This window comes from Streptomyces sp. SID13666, assembly GCF_010548325.1.
Lineage (GTDB): Bacteria > Actinomycetota > Actinomycetes > Streptomycetales > Streptomycetaceae > Actinacidiphila > Actinacidiphila fildesensis.
On sequence record NZ_JAAGLX010000066.1, the window covers coordinates 17,105 to 34,783 of the forward strand.

The 17,679-nt window shown below is 71.0% G+C and carries 14 protein-coding genes and 1 pseudogene; 4 read left to right on the top strand and 11 right to left on the bottom strand.

Annotated features, from left to right (window positions below; all coding sequences use genetic code 11):
• Positions 1-75: 75 nt before the first annotated feature.
• The 5 genes from topA to G3I60_RS40520 all read right to left on the bottom strand — a co-directional run bounded on the left by topA (position 76) and on the right by G3I60_RS40520 (position 7,168).
• Positions 76-2,895 (bottom strand): type I DNA topoisomerase, encoded by a 2,820-nt coding sequence (gene topA, locus G3I60_RS40500; protein WP_138357102.1) that lies wholly within the window; start codon positions 2,893-2,895, stop codon positions 76-78.
• Between the two features lie 481 nt (positions 2,896-3,376).
• On the bottom strand, positions 3,377-4,174 hold the full coding sequence (locus G3I60_RS40505) for an ABC transporter permease (protein WP_164298747.1): 798 nt from the start codon (positions 4,172-4,174) through the stop codon (positions 3,377-3,379).
• Between the two features lie 10 nt (positions 4,175-4,184).
• Positions 4,185-4,967, bottom strand: coding sequence for an ABC transporter permease (locus G3I60_RS40510; RefSeq protein ID WP_164298745.1), 783 nt, complete (start codon positions 4,965-4,967; stop codon positions 4,185-4,187).
• Complete coding sequence (locus G3I60_RS40515) at positions 4,967-6,073, bottom strand: ABC transporter ATP-binding protein (RefSeq protein WP_164298743.1); 1,107 nt, start codon at positions 6,071-6,073, stop codon at positions 4,967-4,969. The genes G3I60_RS40510 and G3I60_RS40515 overlap by 1 nt, the downstream gene beginning before the upstream one ends.
• A gap of 96 nt (positions 6,074-6,169) precedes the next feature.
• Complete coding sequence (locus G3I60_RS40520; protein ID WP_164298741.1) at positions 6,170-7,168, bottom strand: winged helix-turn-helix domain-containing protein; 999 nt, start codon at positions 7,166-7,168, stop codon at positions 6,170-6,172.
• Between the two features lie 117 nt (positions 7,169-7,285).
• Between G3I60_RS40520 and G3I60_RS40525 the strand changes: the two genes are divergently transcribed.
• From G3I60_RS40525 to G3I60_RS40535, 3 genes are all read left to right on the top strand, one after another.
• Positions 7,286-7,738, top strand: a complete 453-nt coding sequence (locus G3I60_RS40525) for a TM2 domain-containing protein (RefSeq protein ID WP_138357098.1) — start codon at positions 7,286-7,288, stop codon at positions 7,736-7,738.
• The gene (locus G3I60_RS40530; RefSeq protein WP_244809330.1) at positions 7,731-8,141 is read left to right on the top strand and encodes a DUF2752 domain-containing protein; all 411 of its coding nucleotides are present in this window, start codon (positions 7,731-7,733) and stop codon (positions 8,139-8,141) included. The genes G3I60_RS40525 and G3I60_RS40530 overlap by 8 nt, the downstream gene beginning before the upstream one ends.
• A 145-nt stretch (positions 8,142-8,286) precedes the next feature.
• The gene (locus G3I60_RS40535; RefSeq protein ID WP_138357097.1) at positions 8,287-8,550 is read left to right on the top strand and encodes a TM2 domain-containing protein; all 264 of its coding nucleotides are present in this window, start codon (positions 8,287-8,289) and stop codon (positions 8,548-8,550) included.
• 102 nt (positions 8,551-8,652) lie between these two features.
• Here the strand turns inward: G3I60_RS40535 and G3I60_RS40540 are convergent, their stop codons facing one another.
• From G3I60_RS40540 to bldG, 5 genes are all read right to left on the bottom strand, one after another.
• On the bottom strand, positions 8,653-10,182 hold the full coding sequence (locus G3I60_RS40540; RefSeq protein ID WP_164298739.1) for a methyltransferase: 1,530 nt from the start codon (positions 10,180-10,182) through the stop codon (positions 8,653-8,655).
• 180 nt (positions 10,183-10,362) lie between these two features.
• Entirely contained in the window at positions 10,363-10,920 is a 558-nt protein-coding gene (locus tag G3I60_RS40545; RefSeq protein WP_343241854.1) for a small secreted protein, read from the bottom strand.
• 230 nt (positions 10,921-11,150) lie between these two features.
• On the bottom strand, positions 11,151-13,547 hold the full coding sequence (locus tag G3I60_RS40550) for a sodium-translocating pyrophosphatase (protein ID WP_138357094.1): 2,397 nt from the start codon (positions 13,545-13,547) through the stop codon (positions 11,151-11,153).
• A gap of 446 nt (positions 13,548-13,993) precedes the next feature.
• Entirely contained in the window at positions 13,994-14,425 is a 432-nt protein-coding gene (locus tag G3I60_RS40555) for an ATP-binding protein (RefSeq protein ID WP_138357093.1), read from the bottom strand.
• An 88-nt stretch (positions 14,426-14,513) separates the two neighbouring features.
• Complete coding sequence (gene bldG / locus G3I60_RS40560) at positions 14,514-14,855, bottom strand: anti-sigma factor antagonist BldG (RefSeq protein ID WP_138357092.1); 342 nt, start codon at positions 14,853-14,855, stop codon at positions 14,514-14,516.
• 163 nt (positions 14,856-15,018) lie between these two features.
• On the opposite strand from bldG, the gene G3I60_RS40565 reads away from it, so the two are divergent.
• Positions 15,019-17,484 carry a DEAD/DEAH box helicase gene (locus tag G3I60_RS40565; RefSeq protein WP_164298736.1) on the top strand — a complete coding sequence of 822 codons (2,466 nt, stop codon included), beginning with the start codon at positions 15,019-15,021 and terminating at the stop codon, positions 17,482-17,484.
• Positions 17,485-17,489: 5 nt separating this feature from the next.
• On the opposite strand, the pseudogene G3I60_RS46100 reads toward G3I60_RS40565, so the two are convergent.
• Positions 17,490-17,679: pseudogene (locus tag G3I60_RS46100) on the bottom strand (hypothetical protein); the annotation flags it as partial.

Genomic DNA, 17,679 nt, shown 5'->3' on the forward strand with positions numbered 1-17,679 from the left:
CGGAGCACGGAAATCCATGACCCCCCGCCCGAACAAACGGGCGGGGGGTCATGGACGAGCCGGTGTTTCGGCGGGTTATTCGGTGGTCTGCGCCGCCGTGGTCTTCTTCGCGGTGGTCTTCTTGGCCGTCGTCTTCTTCGCCACGGTCTTCTTGGCGGCCGTGGTGGTCTTCTTCGCCGCCGCCTTCTTGGCGGGCGCCTTCTTCGCCGTGGCCTTCTTCTTCGCCGGACCCTTGGCACGCTTCTCGGCGAGCAGCTCGTAGCCGCGCTCCGGCGTGATGGTCTCGACGTCGTCGTCGGTCCGCAGCGTCGCGTTCGTCTCGCCGTCGGTGACGTACGGGCCGAAGCGGCCGTCCTTGACGACGACCGGGCGCTCGCTGACCGGGTCGGTGCCCAGTTCCTTGAGCGGCGGCTTGGCGGCGGCGCGGCCGCGCTGCTTGGGCTGCGCGTAGATCGCCAGTGCCTCGTCGAGGGTGATGTCGAAGAGCTGGTCCTCGGTCTCCAGGGAGCGCGAGTCGGTGCCCTTCTTCAGATACGGGCCGTAGCGGCCGTTCTGCGCGGTGATCTCGACGCCTTCGGCGTCCGTACCGACGACGCGCGGGAGCGACATCAGCTTGAGGGCGTCGGCGAGCGTCACCGTGTCGAGCTGCATGGACTTGAAGAGCGACGCGGTACGCGGCTTGATCGCGTTCTTGCCGGTCTTCGGGGTGTCCTCGGGCAGGACCTCGGTGACGTACGGGCCGTAGCGGCCGTCGCGGGCGATGATCGGGCGGCCGGTCGCGGGGTCGGTGCCCAGCTCGAAGTCGCCGCTCGGCTTGGCGAACAGCTCCTCGGCGTACGCGACGGACAGCTCGTCCGGCGGCAGCTCCTCGTGGACGTCGGCGCGCTGGTGGTTCTCCTCGCCCTTCTCGCCCCGCTCGATGTACGGGCCGTAGCGGCCGACCCGCAGCACGATGCCCTCACCGATGGGGAAGGACGAGATCTCACGGGCGTCGATGGCGCCGAGGTCCTCGACGAGCTCCTTGAGGCCGCCGAGGTGGTCGCCGTCACCGTTGCCGGCGTCGGCGGCCGAGGCCTTGGCCGCGGTGTCGTCGCCGCCGAAGTAGAAGTGCCGCAGCCACGGCACGGCCTGGGCCTCACCGCGGGCGATGCGGTCGAGGTCCTCCTCCATGGAGGCGGTGAAGTCGTAGTCGACGAGCCGGCCGAAGTGCTTCTCCAGCAGGTTGACCACGGCGAAGGAGAGGAAGGACGGCACGAGGGCCGTGCCCTTCTTGAAGACGTAGCCGCGGTCCAGGATCGTGCCGATGATCGACGCGTACGTCGACGGGCGGCCGATCTCGCGCTCTTCGAGCTCCTTGATCAGCGAGGCTTCGGTGTAGCGGGCCGGCGGCTTGGTGGCATGGCCGTCGACGGTGAGCTCTTCCGCGGTGAGCCCGTCGCCCTCGCTGACCTGCGGCAGCCGCCGCTCACGGTCGTCGAGCTCGGCGTTCGGGTCGTCCGCGCCCTCGACGTAGGCCTTCATGAAGCCGTGGAACGTGATGATCTTGCCGGAGGCGGAGAACTCCGCCGCGCGGCCGTCGCTCGACGTGCCACCGATCTTCACGGTGACGGAGTTGCCGACCGCGTCCTTCATCTGGGACGCGACGGTCCGCATCCAGATCAGCTCGTAGAGCCGGAACTGGTCGCCGGTCAGACCGGTCTCCGCGGGGGTGCGGAAGCGGTCGCCGGAGGGGCGGATCGCCTCGTGCGCCTCCTGCGCGTTCTTCACCTTGCCGGTGTAGACGCGCGGCTTCTCCGGGAGGTACTCGGCTCCGTAGAGCTGGGTGACCTGCGCGCGGGCGGCCTTGATCGCGGTCTCCGACAGCGTCGTGGAGTCCGTACGCATATAGGTGATGAAGCCGTTCTCGTACAGCTTCTGCGCTACCTGCATCGTCGCCTTGGCGCCGAAGCCCAGCTTGCGCGAGGACTCCTGCTGCAGCGTCGTCGTGCGGAAGGGGGCGTACGGCGAACGGCGGTACGGCTTGGACTCGACGCTGCGGACGGCGAAGGCGCTGTCCGCGAGCGAGGCGGCGAGCGCGCGGGCGTTCGCCTCGTCCAGGTGGAGGACGGTCGCGTTGTCCTTGAGTCGCCCGGTCGACGCGTCGAAGTCGCGACCCTGGGCGATACGGCGGCCGTCGACGCTGGTCAGACGGGCCGAGACGGTCGACGGGTCGGAGGCGTCACCCGTGCGGCCGGTGGCGAAGGTACCGCTCAGGTCCCAGTACTCGGCGGTGCGGAACGCGATGCGCTCACGTTCCCGCTCGACGACGAGTCGGGTGGCGACGGACTGGACACGGCCGGCCGACAGGCGCGGCATGACCTTCTTCCACAGGACCGGCGAGACCTCGTAGCCGTAGAGGCGGTCGAGGATCCGGCGGGTCTCCTGGGCGTCGACGAGCGGCTGGTTCAGCTCGCGCGGGTTCGCGACCGCGGCCTGGATCGCTTCCTTGGTGATCTCGTGGAAGACCATCCGGCGGACCGGGACCTTGGGCTTGAGGACTTCCTGCAGGTGCCAGGCGATGGCCTCGCCCTCGCGGTCCTCATCGGTGGCGAGGAAGAGTTCGTCGGAGTCCTTGAGCAGGTCCTTGAGCTTCTTGACCTGCGCCTTCTTGTCGGCGTTGACGACGTAGATCGGCTCGAAGTCACTGTCTACGTTGACGCCGAGGCGAGCCCACGGCTGGCCCTTGAACTCCGCCGGCACTTCGGCGGCCCCGTTGGGGAGGTCGCGGATGTGCCCGACGCTGGCCTCGACCACGTAGCCCGGGCCGAGGTAGCTCTTGATCGTCTTCGCCTTGGCAGGCGACTCGACGATGACGAGTCGGCGGCCGCTCTTTGCGGTCTCGCGGGTCGGGGACAACTTCGCTCTTCTCTCCGGGTCGAAGGGGTTCGCTGCGGAGTGTGACCGTACATCCCGGTCCCATGTCAAACGCGAAAAGTCCGCAACGCCACTCGAACGGTAACCCGACAACCGTCATTCCTGCCGCACGGCCCGACGGCCCGGTCCGTTTCCAGGCAGCGTGACGTGCGCTTATACCTGTGCGAGACACCAGACGCCGGCGACCAGCGACGCCGCTCCGAAAAGAATGGTCAGGGCCGCCCCCACCGGGCCGCCGCCCTGGGTCACCGGTGCTCGACCCGCTGTGCGCGCCCCCGCCCAGACCAGAAGCGCCGCTCCGAAAAGCGCGAAGACCATTCCGGCGAACAGTGCGGGTGTGCTCTCCATGCCCGTCCCCCTTCTTCCTGCGTCTTCGCTGCTTTTTTGCGGCTCGCGCCGGAGACTCGCACCTCCGTACGGCGTCCGGGCGAACCCCGGGTGAATGGCGGCCGACAACCGAGCGCTACATCACATCCAGCGTGGCTCGTTTCCGACTGCCGCGCTCGAAGATCCGCAGCAGGACGACGGCCAGCACGGTGTACCCGGCGGCCACCGCCAGCTCGGCCCCGATCCCGGGCAGCGCGGCCCGCCAGGTGCCCCCGGCGGCGAGCGCCCGGGCGGCCCCGGTCGCGTGGGTCAGCGGCAGCAGGTCGCCGGCCGTGCGCATCCAGCCGGGCAGCGTCCCGCGCGGCACGTTCGCGCCGGTGAGCAGGAGCAGGACGGCGCTCGCGACGTTCGACACGAGGAAGACGTCCCGGAACCGCAGCCCGAGCGCCCCCAGGGTGATCCCGAAGACCGAGCACGACAGGGCGGCCGCGCCGATCGCGGCGGCCAGCCCCGGCAGGGCGGCGGCCGGGATCCGCAGCCCGAGCAGCAGGGCGCCCGCCGCGAGGGTGAAGACCGTGACGAAGAGACCGTTGACGACGTAGGGCAGCGCGCGGCCGGTCCACAGGGCGGTCCTGCTGCGCGGGCTGAGCAGCACCGCGCCGAGCGTGCCGTAGCGGCGTTCGTTCGCGACGGCCATGGTGCCGCCGTACACACAGGCGGTGGACGAGGCCAGCACCGCGTTGCCGAGGATGTAGAACCGGTCGTCGGCGACCCCGAGCTGACGGCCCAGGAAGGTGAAGAAGACCAGCTGGAGCAGCGGCCCGGCGAGCAGGGTGCCCGTGAACATCGCGGGCGAGGTCCAGTTGAACAGCGCCCGGTAGGAGATGGTGCCGCCGACCACGACGAGACGTGCGGTGCGGGTGAGGTGACGCATGGTCGGCTCCTTATGTGAGGGCGAGGGTGGCCGCCGCGCGGGCGCGGCGTTCGACGCGGGTCAGGGCGAGCAGGGCCAGCAGCAGCCAGAGCGCGCCGACACCGAGGCCGGTGAGCATCGGCGTGACGACTTCGCCCCCGGCGGTCGCGGCGTGCACGGCGCGCGCGCCCCAGGTGGTGGGCAGCGCCCAGGACAGCGGGCGGGTCCAGGTGGGCAGGACGGTGATCGGCACGAGCATCCCGGAGAGCATCCAGACGGGGTGGTCGAGCGGGTTCGCCAGCGCGTTCGCGTTGCGCAGCAGCACGAACGTCGAGGCCAGCAGCATCCCCATCATGCCGAGCGACAGCACACACACCGGGACCGCGACGAGGAAGAGCAGCGGGTGCGCGAAGGTCAGCGGCACCCCGTAGAGCACGGTGCCCCACAGCAGCGTCGCGCCCATCGCGTACGTGCCGACGACCGCGGTCGCCAGCGTGATCGGCAGGAGGATCAGGCCGAGCGGCGCGGGCGCGGCCACCAGGGTCTCCAGCGTGCCGAGCCAGCGCTGGTTCTGCACCGCCCCTCCCGAGCCGAACAGCACCGACGACCAGATCCCCATCAGGCCCGCGCCGACGGACGCTTCGAGCAGCCGCTCGGGGTGGTCCGCGGCGCGGAAGAGATAGACGGCCAGCGTCGCGTAGACGACCGGGACGATGACGGCGAAGGTGATCTCCAGCGGGGAGCGCGACATGTAGGAGACATGCGTGCGGACGCCGACGGCGATGAGGCGCAGGGCTCGGCGCGTCGCGCGCATCACGCGGCCACCTCGGGGAGCGGCGTTTCGGCGCCGTTGTCGGCCTCACGGGTGCCGGGTTCTCGGTGGGTGATGGCGGCTCCTTGGGTGTCGAATTCGCCGCGGGTGCCGGATTCGCCATGGGCGCCGGCGGCTTCCGACGCTCCCTCCACGATCGCCACGTAGGCGTCCTCCAGGGTGGGTTCGCGGCTGGTGATCCGGCCGAGCCGGACACCGTCGAGGGCCCCGAGCACGGGTCCGTGCAGATCGGCGTCGCGCTCCGCCTGGACGGTCAGCACCTGGACATGGCCGCGGTCCTCGACGGCGACACCGCGTACGCCCGGCAGCGCCCGGATGCCCACCAGATGCTCCTCGGCCGCCCCGTACGCCTCGATCTCGGTGACCGCACGCTCCTGGACGCGTGCCTTCAGCCGCTCCGGGGTGTCGAGCGCGCGGATCTCACCGCCCGCGATGACGGCGATGCGGTCGCACAACTCGTCGGCCTCGGCCATGTAGTGGGTGGTGAGCAGCACGGTCGTGCCGCCCGCCCGCAGGTCCGCGACGGTGCGGCGCAGTTCGCGGGCGGCGACCGGGTCGACGCCGATCGACGGCTCGTCGAGGAACAGCACCTCGGGCCGGTGCAGCAGCCCGCGGGCGATGTGCAGGCGCTGGCGCATGCCGCGCGAGTACCCCTCGACGCGTTCGCGCTCGCGGCCGGTCAGCCCGGTGAGGTCGAGGAGTTCGGCGATCCGGCGCTTCTGCTCACGGGGTTCGACGCCGTACAGCTCGGCGAAGTAGCGGAGGTTGTCGAGCGCGGACAGGCGCTCGTACAGGCCCCGGTCGCCGCCGAAGACGTAGCCGATCCGGCGGCGTACGGCGACGGGGTCGGTGGCGACGTCATGGCCGAGGACGCGGGCCGCGCCGCCGGTGGGCAGCAGCAGGGTGTTGAGCATCTTGATGGTGGTGGTCTTGCCCGCGCCGTTGGGGCCGAGCAGCCCGAACAGCTCGCCGCGCCGCACCTGGAAGGTGACTCCGCGGACGGCCTCGGTCTCGGTGGTGCGCGGGCGCAGCCATCCGGTGCGGGAACGGTAGGTGCGCCGCAGTTGGTGCGCGTCGATTGCCAGCATGCGGGCGACGCTACGAAGCGGGGGCGGGCGCCGGCGACTGATTCGGTGACCCCCGAATCGTCACCCCGGCCGACCCGGCGGGCCGGAGCCCGGCCGTCAGGAGACGGCTTTGAGCACGTTCTCCCCGCTGAGCAGTGCGAGCAGCGCCCGGCCGGTGTCCGTGAGCTGGTAGTAGACGCTGCGGCCGACCCGGTGGCGGCTGACGACGTCGGCCTCGGCGAGCACGGACAGGTGCTCCGAGACCGTCGAGGGCGCCAGTCCCAGCCGGTCGGCGAGGCCGGCCGTGGTGAGCGGCGCGGCCAGCTCCCGCAGCACGGTGGCCCGCCCGCGGCCGAGCAGCGCGCCGAGCCGGTCGTCGGTGCGCTCCTCGGGCTCGTCGCGCAGCGCGCCCGCGCCGCGGGCCTGGAACGAGACGGCCATGACGCCCGGGTCGTCGGTGGAGTACAGCCGGCAGCCCTCGGCGAAGACCAGCGGCACCAGCAGCAGACTGCGCTCCCCCGCCCGGTAGTCGGCCTCGATGTGCTTGGTCAGTTCCAGGACGGGCGGGTTCCAGCGGGCGCGGGCCTCCAGGCCGGCGAAGAGCGCGTCGACGCCTTCGGTGGCGAACGTCCGGGCCCGGATGAGGACCTCGTCCTCGACCAGCCGGCGCATGACCGGCCAGTGCGGTTCGAGGACGGCGTACCAGTAGGCGGCGTAGGCGTCGGCGAGCTCGCCGCAGGCGCGCCGCGGATCGTCGAGGTACGGGCGGTACAGCTCGGGCAGCCCGTCGGGGAAGTGCTCGGCGATCTGCAGCTGCACGGTTTCGCGCGTGGTGGCGCGCAGCACGTCCAGTTCCGCCTCGACCGAGCCGGTGCCGAGCGGCCGCGGCAGCATGAAGTCGGGGAAGCCGAGCGGGCCGTTCAGCAGGGCGCGCAGCGGTTCCGTCCGGTCGTCGGACGCCAGGACGTGCCGGGCCCGGCCGACCCATTTGCGGTACGGCCAGGACGGTTCCCGGCCCGGCTTCGTCAGGTGCAGGCTGCAGAACGCGTCCCACAGCGGACTCATGGCGATGCGTGTGCGGCCGAGCGACGCCTCGTCGAGTTCTATGCGGATCACCCTCGCATTCTGCCCCGGGCGGGACGTGCACTCGGGCGAGCTGGAAAGATGTGCGGCGTCGACCGAAAACCGATGTGTCCGACGCCCGACGTTTCTCAGCAGGGGGAGCCACCCGCCATGTCCGACCAGAACCCGTACGGCCAGCCGCAGGACCCGCAGCAGCAGCCGGGCGCGGCATACGGCTACCCGCAGTACGGCCAGCCGCAGCAGCCCCCGCAGAACCCGTACGGCCAGCCGGCCGGCGGCCAGCCCGGATACGGCTACCCGCAGCAGCCGGGCATGCAGCCCGGCTACGCGCAGCCCGGCGCGTACACCGGCGACCCGGCCGCCCCGTACGGCTACGACCCCTACGGCCGCCCGTACTCCGACAAGTCGAAGGTGACGGCGGGGCTGCTCTCGCTGTTCCTGGGCGGCTTCGGCGTGGGCCGGTTCTACACCGGTCACATCGGCATGGCGCTCGGCCAGCTCTTCACGCTCGGCGGCTGCGGCATCTGGTCGCTGATCGACGGCATCATCCTGCTGACGGGCAACAACAACACCGACTCGCAGGGTCGCGTCCTGCGTGGCTGAAACCCGACTGCGGCCGACCGCCGGCCGGGTGCGACGTCTCGTCTCGCACCCGGCCTCGGTCCCGCTCGCGCTCCTCGCGGGCGCCGGGTACCTCTGGACGACCAACCCGCACGAGCCGGGGCACCTGTTGCCGCGCTGCCCGTTCAACTGGGCGACCGGGCTGCTCTGTCCCGCGTGCGGTGCGACGCGCATGGTCTATGACCTGATGCACGGCGATCTGCCCGGCGCATTCCATGACAACGCGGCCCTGTTCGTGCTCGCGCCGGTGGGCCTGTTCCTCTACGGCCGGTGGCTGGCGGAGGGGCTGCGCGGCCGGACGTACCGGCCGGTGATCCCGGGCCGGTACCAGGCGGTCCTCATCGCCGGGGCGCTGGTCTGGGGTGTACTGCGCAACATCAACTAGCACATCTCTGATCACGTTTTCATGAAGTCCGGTCAAATGATGTGACTACCGACAGGCGTTGCTGCCAGGATCAGGCCACGCATCGGGGGGCGGGGCACCTACGCACGTCCCTTTGGTGTTTCGTCCCCAACGCAAGGAGCCATCCATGGCCACGCCCACGCCCGACGCCCCGTTCGGTTACGACCCGCAGGGTCGTCCGCTGTCGGACAAGTCCAAGATCACCGCGGGACTGCTGCAGCTCTTCCTCGGCACCCTCGGCATCGGGCGCTTCTACACCGGCCACACGGGCATGGCCCTCGGCCAGCTGTTCACCCTCGGCGGCTGCGGCATCTGGTCGTTCATCGACGCCATCATCTTCTTCACCAGCAAGGACCGCACCGACTCCAACGGTCGTGTGCTGCAGGGCTAGTCCCTGGTCCCGCTGATCGCTCCGCCTCGGCCCGCTCCCCTTACTCCGCTCGGGAGCGGGCCGAGGTGTGTCCGGCGCGCATCAGTGCCCACCGGGGTCCGGTCAGTTCTCCACCGGGTCCAGGAACGCCTGCTCGACGAGGAGCCGGATCGAGTCCGGCGTACGGTCGCGCAGTATCACCGGGTCCTCCCCCAGCAGCTGCGCGATGGCGTCGAGGATCCGGCCCGCCGGCAACGTCCCGTCGCACACGCCCGCGAAGCCCGCGCCGACCGTGTCGACCTTGGTGGCGCGCCGCATCCCGCGGTTGGCACGCAGCACCACGTGCTCGGGGTCCTCGGCGCCCGGCAGCCCCACCTGCTCCTGCACCACCTCGTCGGCGAGCCGGAAGCGCGCCTCCAGCAGCGCCGCGTCGTCGTGCGTGCGGAGGAAGTCCTGGCGGACGAACCAGTCCTTGATGTGCGCGCCCAGCGGCTGCTCCACCGGGTGCGGCCATTCCTCGGCGGTGATCGCCGGCCGGTCGGATCCGGACTTGCGGAGGGTGATCCAGCCGAAGCCGATGCCCTTGACCTTGCGCTGCTCGAACTCGTCCAGCCAGGCGTCGTACCGGGCCGCGTACCGCTCGGGGTCGTCGCGGTGGTCGCCGCCGTCGCGCAGCCACAGCTCGGCGTACTGGGTGATGTCCTGGACCTCGCGCTGCACGATCCAGGCGTCGCAGCCGCGCGGCACCCAGCCGGCCAGCCGTTCCCGCCAGTCCTCGCCCTCGGTGTGCTGCCAGTTGGCGAGGAGCTGGCAGTAGCCGCCGTCGTTGAGGTGCGCGGCGGACTGCTGGACGAGGGTGCGGCACAGGTCGTCGCCCCGCATCCCGCCGTCGCGGTACGTGAAGCGGCCCGCCGGGGAGATGACGAACGGCGGGTTGGACACGATCAGGTCGTAGCGGTCCTCACCGACCGGCTCGAAGAGGCTGCCCTGCCGCAGATCGGCCTCCGGCGCGCCGGAGAGCGCGAGGGTGAGCCGGGCGAAGTGCAGGGCGCGCGCGTTCACATCGGTCGCGGTGACGCGGGTGGCGTGCCGGGAGGCGTGCAGCGCCTGGACGCCGGAGCCGGTGCCGAGGTCGAGCGCGGAGCCCACCGCGTCGCGGACGGTGAGGCCCGCCAGCGTCGTGGAGGCCCCTCCGACGCCCAGCACCAGATCGGCCCGGTCGACGCCGGGCGCCGTGCCGATGCCGCCGGCCCCACCGACGGCGCAGCCGAGGTCGGAGACGATCCACCAGTCCTCGCCGCCGTCCCCCGCGTACGGGCGGACGTCCACGGTGGCGCGCAGTTCGTCGCCGTCCCTGACCAGCCAGCCGTCGGCGAGGCACACGTCGACGGGCAGGGCGGCGCGCAGCCGCTCATGGGTCACCGGCCGCTGCAGCAGGAGGAGCCGCACCAGCGACTCCAGCGGGCTGCCGCCGCGCGTGGCGCGCAGCGCGGGCACGGTCTCGGCCCGGGACAGGGCCGCGTAGGCGGTGGCGCCGAGCAGATCGAGGCAGCCGTCGGCGGTGAAGGCGGCGGCCCGCAGGGCGTCACGCAGTTGTTCCGCGTGGTCCGGGGCGGGGAGGGGCGGGGCTTTGGAGAGGGGCGGGGTACTCACGCCCCCATTGTCGCGGAACGAGCGCGGCCCGGCGCCCCTCGGAGGGATGCCGGGCCGTGTCGGGTCCTCGGATCGGGCCCTCGGATCGGGTCAGGGACCCGCCGGGCGTGTCATGCCGACGGTCCGGTCATGCGGCCGGCCCTGTCTCATGCGGCCGGCCCCGTCATGCCGCCGGACCTGTCATGTCGCCGACGGTGAGGCTCCGGTCTTGCAGCCGGGCTGGTCGGCCATCGCCTTGCCGACCTCACCCTTGCGCAGGGTGTTGAGAGCCGTCTCCGCGGTCTTGTTGGCGGTGTCCGCCTCCGCCGAGGCGGCGGTGAGGCCGTCGGCGAACTTCCCCTGGTCCGACGTGTCGAGCCCGTCGACCTTGGTCTTCACGGACGCGTAGGCGGCCGACGCCTTGTTGAGGTCGGCGACCGTGTCCTTGTGCTGGACCTCGCCGTTGTCGGTGGGCGGCGGTCCGGCCTTGCTCACGATGTCCGCGAGGGACTTGTACGCCTCGGAGATCTGCTGGAAGGCCGCGGAATCCGCCGCCTTCACATCCGCCGGCTTGCCGTTCTTGTCGACCTTCGTGATGGCCGTGTTCGCGTCGTTGATCTTCTTGGTCTGTGCCGAGGCCTGGTCGCAGACGGTCTTCGCCCAGGCGTCCAGCTGGTCGTTCGAGTTGTCGCTGCTGCATCCCGTCAATGCCAGGAGCAGAGCGGCACCGGACAGCGCGCCCACGAGCTTCTTCTTCACCGGTTGTGTCCCTTCCATGGCTCTACGGCCCCGGAACTTACACGCCAAATGGGTGTCGACCACGAGTCCGAAGGAAGATTCATCCCCTATTGAAGCCATTTGCACCAAGGATCGTCCGGTGTCGGTACACTCGCGCACGGCGGCGGGCGGCACTCAAAAAGTGCCGCCCGCCGCCGTTCTGACGTGCCGTCGGTCCGGATCCGGGTCAGTGCGTCCCGGTCAGGAGCCGGTCAGGAGACCGACGCCGGATCGGCCGAACGTTCCGGCGTCGGCGCGTTGTTGTCGTCCCCCATCGCGATGCCACGCCGCTTGGAGTTGTAGACCGCGCCGACGATGATGGCGATCGAGACCACCGCCACCGTGATGCGGACCCCGAGGTTCGCGTCGTCGCCGTACGAGAACTTCACCACCGCCGGGGCGATCAGCAGCGCCACCAGGTTCATGACCTTGAGCAGCGGGTTGATCGCCGGTCCCGCGGTGTCCTTGAACGGGTCGCCGACCGTGTCACCGATGACGGTCGCGGCATGGGCCTCACTGCCCTTGCCGCCGTAATTCCCGTCCTCGACCAGCTTCTTGGCGTTGTCCCAGGCGCCACCGGAGTTGGCGAGGAACACCGCCATCAGGGTGCCGGTGCCGATCGCGCCCGCCAGGTACGAGGCGAGCGAGCCGACGCCGAGGGAGAAGCCGACCGCGATGGGCGCGAGGACGGCGAGCAGACCGGGGGTGGTCAGCTCGCGCAGCGCGTCCTTGGTGCAGATGTCGACGACCTTGCCGTACTCCGGCAGCTCGGTGCCGTCCATGATCCCGGGGTGTTCGCGGAACTGCCGCCGCACCTCGTAGACCACCGAGCCCGCGGAGCGCGAGACGGCGTTGATGGCGAGACCGGAGAACAGGAACACGACGGCCGCCCCGAGCAACAGCCCGAACAGGTTGTTCGGCTGCGAGATGTCGAGGCTGAGCCATCTCATGTCGGACACGGAGATATGGGCGCCCGCGACCGCGGTGTCGATCGCCTCCTTGAACGCGCCGAAGAGCGCGGTCGCGGCGAGCACCGCCGTGGCGATGGCGATGCCCTTGGTGATCGCCTTGGTGGTGTTGCCGACCGCGTCCAGGTCGGTGAGCACCTGGGCGCCCTCGCCGTGCACGTCCCCGGACATCTCCGCGATGCCCTGGGCGTTGTCGGAGACCGGACCGAAGGTGTCCATGGCCACGATGACGCCGACCGTGGTGAGCAGGCCGGTGCCGGCCAGTGCGACGGCGAACAGCGCGAGCCACACCGAGGTGCCGCCGAGCAGGAACGCCCCGTAGACCGACAGCCCGATCAGCACCGCCGAGTAGACCGCCGACTCCAGGCCGATGGCGATGCCGGCGAGGACCACGGTGGCCGCGCCGGTCAGCGAGGACTTGCCGATGTCCTGGACGGGACGCCGGCTGGTCTCGGTGAAGTAGCCGGTGAGCTGCTGGATGAGCGCGGCGAGCACGATGCCGATGGCGACGGCGACGAGCGCGAGGACCCGTGGGTCGCCCGAGTGGCCGGCGATGTCGGCCGGGACGCCCTTCAGCTCCGCGTAGGTGGCCGGGAGGTAGAGGTAGACCGCCACGGCGACGAGCACCATCGAGATGACGGCGGAGATGAAGAAGCCGCGGTTGATGGCGGTCATCCCGCTGCGGTCGGAGCGGCGCGGCGCGACGGCGAAGATGCCGATCATCGCGGTGAGCACGCCGATCGCGGGGATGAGCAGCGGGAAGGCCAGCCCGGCGTCGCCGAACGTCACTTTGCCCAGGATGAGTGCGGCCACCAGGGTGACGGCGTAGGACTCGAAGAGGTCGGCTGCCATACCGGCGCAGTCACCGACGTTGTCGCCCACGTTGTCCGCGATGGTCGCGGCATTGCGCGGGTCGTCCTCGGGGATGCCCTTCTCGACCTTGCCGACCAGGTCGGCGCCCACGTCGGCGGCCTTGGTGAAGATGCCGCCGCCGACACGCATGAACATCGCGAGCAGGGCCGCGCCGAATCCGAAGCCCTCCAGCACCTTGGGCGCGTCGGCCTTGTAAAGGAGCACGACGACCGAGGCGCCCAGCAGACCGAGGCCCACCGTGAACATGCCGACCACACCACCGGTGCGGAAAGCGATCTTCATCGCGCGGTGCGAGACATCGGTCAGATCCGCTTTCGGCTCGCCGGGCGCGGGCGTGGCCGCCCGTGCGGCGGCCGCCACGCGCACATTGGCGCGCACCGCCAGCCACATGCCGACATAGCCGGTGACCGCCGAGAACACGGCGCCCACGAGGAAGAACACCGAACGGCCGATTCGCTGCGAAGTGTTGTCCGAAGGCAACAGCATGAGCAGGAAGAACGCCACCACGGCGAAGATCCCCAGCGTACGGAACTGCCGTGCGAGGTAGGCGTTCGCGCCTTCCTGCACGGCAGCAGCGATGCGCTTCATGCTGTCGGTGCCCTCGTCCGCCGAGAGCACTTGACGTACCAGCACTCCGGCGAGCGCCAGTGCCGCCAGTGCGACGACCACGATGATCAGTACGAGATTCCGGTTGCCGTCGGTCAGTACCGGCCCCGCGGCCAGTGCCTGAGCGATGTCGTGCGTGTGAGGGGTAAGTGGCCCCGCCATTCGTCCTCCTTGACGTTTGGCGCATGGGCGCGCGGCTCCTGCGACTCCCACAGCCGCGACGCTCAGCGAGCTGAGCAAAGATGGACGGATTGTAGGGAGCGGGACTAGATCAAAACAGTGCGCTGGATCAGAATTCGCCTGTGTCGGGGAAGCCGGAATTCCCCTCGGGCGCGTAAACCACCGAATGCGGTGAAGAATCGGGCACGGGGGAAGGCGCGGGGAAGGCATGCGGAAGACGCCGCGAAGGCAGCACCAGGGCAGCATGCGGGCAGCGCGGAGGCAGCCGGGGCCGGCGCGCGGGCGGCGTCATGACGACGGCGCCGGGCAGCGCTAGGAGGGCCGCCGCGGGGGCCCGTTCCGCCCGTCGCGAATGAGCGATACGGGTGAGGCGCGTGCTGCCGGTGCTGCGGGTGAGTCGTCCGGTTCGGGAACGGCCGGAGCAGGTCCTAGGGGAGCACGACAGCGGACGCCGTCGGCCAGCTCATGCGGATGATTCCGCCGTGCTCGCCAACGGTGACCTCGACGTCGTCGACCAGACCGCTGATGACGGCCAGGCCCATCTCGCCCTCGTCGTCGGAGTCATCGGCGCCGGACGCGCGCGCCGACGGGACGGAGCCCGCCGGTGAACCCGGTGCCTCGTCGCCGACCTCGATGGAGAATTTCTTCTCCTCCTCGGTCAGCAGCACCCGCACGGGCCGGTCCACGCCGTTGCTCAGGTGCAGGCCGACAGCTCGGCTGCACGCCTCGCCCACGGCAAGCCGCACCTCGTCAAGGACTGCCTCGTCCACCCCCGCCCGGCGCGCTACCGCAGCCGCTACGAGCCGTGCGGTGCGCACGTGCTCGGGCTGAGCGCTGAAGAGCAGTTCTACGGTGGGCATGGCCTCCCCCTCGCTCCTATGGGTGGGCATCACAGGGGTCCGGGCGACGAAACCGCCCGGTACCCCCGTCCTGCGACGATCGGGATGATCAGTCGTTCGCCGCGACAGCCTCGTCGACCGAGGTGTGGATCGGGAACACCTTGGTCAGGCCAGTAATCCGGAAAATCTTAAGAATGCGCTCCTGATTGCATACCAGGCGCAGCGAGCCTTCGTGAGCACGCACCCGCTTGAGACCGCCGACCAGTACACCCAGACCGGTGGAGTCGAGGAAATCGACTCCCTCCATGTCCACAACCAGGTGATAACTGCCGTCGTTCACCAGCTCTACCAGCTGCTCACGCAGCTTGGGCGCGGTGTACACATCAATCTCGCCGCCGACCTCGACGACCGTACGGTCGCCAACGGTTCGAGTCGACAGGGACAGGTCCACGGATCCTCCAGCACCTTGCATCGAGCGGCGTCGCCCCCGGGGACCTCCCCGCCGAAGGGGAGGGGACGGATCGGCAGCCGCGATGGCATTCAATCACTTCACAGCGGGCCAGCACGACGCCTTCCTGCGATTGTCCGTCACGCCGGTGACACACTGAGTGCCGATGGCTAAGGATCAACTTCCGCAGTCGGCGCACGGCCGGCCGTCCCCCCGCACCGTTCTCGAGCGGCTCGCCACGGGGGCAGGCCGAGCCGCACGCATCACCCATACGGAGCACTTGCCCCCGCGGGTCGGTCGCCATGCCGATTGGCCTGATCAGATCCGTCCGGAGGTGCTGGAGGCCATCCGGGCGGCCGGTATCGCCCGTCCCTGGGAGCACCAGGCGCTCACCGCAGGACACGCGATGCGCGGCCAGTCGGTGGTCGTCGCCACCGGAACCGCCTCCGGCAAGTCCCTCGCCTACCTCGCCCCGGTCCTCAGTGCCCTCCTGGACGGCTCGGAGGCTCCGAACGGCCGTGGGGCCACCGCGCTCTATCTGGCGCCCACCAAGGCCCTCGCAGCGGATCAGCGGCGGGCGGTCGCCGCGCTCGCAGAACCGCTCGGTTCGGCGATCCGTCCCGCGCTCTACGACGGCGATACTCCATTCGAGGAACGCGAGTGGGTCCGCCAGTACGCCACGTACGTCCTCACCAACCCCGACATGCTGCACCGCGGCATCCTTCCCGCCCACGCCCGCTGGGCCTCGTATCTGCGCCGGCTGCGGTACGTCGTCATCGACGAGTGCCACACCTACCGGGGTGTCTTCGGCTCCCACGTTGCCCAGGTGCTGCGGCGGCTGCGGCGGCTGTGCGCCCATTACGGCGCCGATCCGGTCTTCGTACTCGCCTCCGCCACCGCCGCCGATCCCGCGGCCGCTGCCGGCCGTCTCACCGGCGTCCAGGTCGTGGAGGTCACCGACGACGCCTCTCCCCGTGGCGAACTGGCCTTCGCCCTCTGGGAACCGCCGCTGACGGAGATGAGCGGCGAGCACGGCGCGCCCGTCCGCCGCACCGCCACCGCCGAGTGCGCCGACCTCCTCACCGACCTCGTCGTCCAGGGCACCCGCACCGTCGCCTTCGTCCGCTCCCGGCGGGCCGCCGAGCTGATCGCCCTGATCGCCCAGGAGAAACTGGCCGCCGTCGACGCCTCGCTGCCCTCCCGGGTCGCCGCCTACCGCGGCGGCTACCTCGCCGAGGAGCGCCGCGCCCTCGAACGCGATCTGCACTCGGGCCGGCTCCTCGGCCTGGCCTCCACCACCGCCCTGGAACTGGGCGTCGACGTCTCCGGGCTCGACGCCGTCCTGCTGGCCGGCTATCCCGGCACGCGTGCCTCGATGTGGCAGCAGGCGGGCCGCGCCGGGCGCGCCGGACAGGGCGCGCTCGCCATCCTCGTGGGCCGCGACGACCCGCTCGACACCTATCTCGTCCACCACCCCGAAGCGATCTTCCAACGCCCGGTGGAATCCACCGTCCTGGACCCCGACAACCCCTACGTCCTCGCCCCCCATCTGTGCGCCGCCGCGGCCGAGCTCCCGCTCACCGACGACGATCTGACGCTCTTCGGCCCCGAAACCGCCGCCCTGCTCCCCCAGCTGGAGCGCCGCGGTCTGCTGCGGCGCCGGGCCGGCGGCTACTTCTGGACCCGCCGGGAGCGCGCCGCCGACCTCACCGACATCCGGGGTGCCGGCGGAAAGGCCGTCCAGGTCGTCGAGTCCGCCACCGGACGGCTGCTCGGCACCGTCGACGACGCCTCCGCCCACACATCGGTCCACGACGGCGCGGTCCACCTCCACCAGGGCCGGACGTATCTGGTCGAGCACCTGGACCTCGAGGACGCCGTGGCCCTGGTCGGCGAGGCCGACCCCGACTACTCGACGATGGCCCGTGAGACCACCTCCGTCTCCGTTCTCTCCACCGATCTGGAGGAGTCCTGGGGCGCTGCCCGCGTCCACTTCGGATCGGTCGAGGTCACCCATCAGGTCGTCTCCTTCCTGCGCCGCCGGCTGATCACCGGCGAAGTGCTCGGCGAGACCAAACTCGACCTCCCGCCACGCTCATTGCGCACCCGCGCCGTGTGGTGGACCGTCACCGACGACCAGTTGGACGCCGCGCGGATCCACCCCGAGGAGCTCCCCGGCGCCCTGCACGCCGCCGAACACGCCTCCATCGGTCTCCTCCCGCTCTTCGCCACCTGCGACCGCTGGGACATCGGCGGCGTCTCGATCCCGCTGCACGCCGACACCGGCCTGCCCACCGTCTTCGTCTACGACGGCCACCCGGGCGGCGCGGGCTTCGCCGAGCGCGCCTTCCACACCGCCCGCGGCTGGCTCACCGCCACCCGGGAGGCCATCGCCTCCTGCGAGTGCGAGTTCGGCTGCCCCTCCTGCGTCCAGTCCCCCAAGTGCGGCAACGGCAACGAGCCCCTGGACAAACCGGCCGCCGTCCGCCTCCTGGACTGCCTGCTGGCCCGGGAGACGCCCCCGGAATCAGCTGCGGATCCAAAGGCCGATCCAGCTGTTGGCCCAGGTACGGATCCAGGTGCGGATCCAGGCGGGGATCCAGCAGCGGGCCCGGCTCCGGTCGGGGAGTGAGAGCCCGGGGAGGCGGGACCGGCACGGGAGCGGACCCGGGCCGGGCCGACGGCGGCGGTGACATCGGCGATCTCACCTGTCACCGCACACCGCACGAGCCGGGCGCCCTGTGCCGCCGCTGTCCGCGCGGCCCGCGCGCAGGCGGCGACCGGGCCGTCCAGCGCGTGGTCGGCGGCGGCGAGCGCCGCCAGGTCC

Bases quoted from the DNA above. Each gene is read 5' to 3' on its own strand.
- G3I60_RS40535 (WP_138357097.1), top strand. From the start codon at position 8,287: ATGGCCACGCCCACGCCCGACGCCCCGTTCGGTTACGACCCGCAGGGT.
- G3I60_RS40515 (WP_164298743.1), bottom strand. From the start codon at position 6,073: ATGCTGGCAATCGACGCGCACCAACTGCGGCGCACCTACCGTTCCCGC.
- G3I60_RS40565 (WP_164298736.1), top strand. From the start codon at position 15,019: ATGGCTAAGGATCAACTTCCGCAGTCGGCGCACGGCCGGCCGTCCCCC.
- G3I60_RS40555 (WP_138357093.1), bottom strand. From the start codon at position 14,425: ATGCCCACCGTAGAACTGCTCTTCAGCGCTCAGCCCGAGCACGTGCGC.
- G3I60_RS40525 (WP_138357098.1), top strand. From the start codon at position 7,286: ATGTCCGACCAGAACCCGTACGGCCAGCCGCAGGACCCGCAGCAGCAG.
- G3I60_RS40510 (WP_164298745.1), bottom strand. From the start codon at position 4,967: ATGCGCGCGACGCGCCGAGCCCTGCGCCTCATCGCCGTCGGCGTCCGC.
- G3I60_RS40550 (WP_138357094.1), bottom strand. From the start codon at position 13,547: ATGGCGGGGCCACTTACCCCTCACACGCACGACATCGCTCAGGCACTG.
- G3I60_RS40505 (WP_164298747.1), bottom strand. From the start codon at position 4,174: ATGCGTCACCTCACCCGCACCGCACGTCTCGTCGTGGTCGGCGGCACC.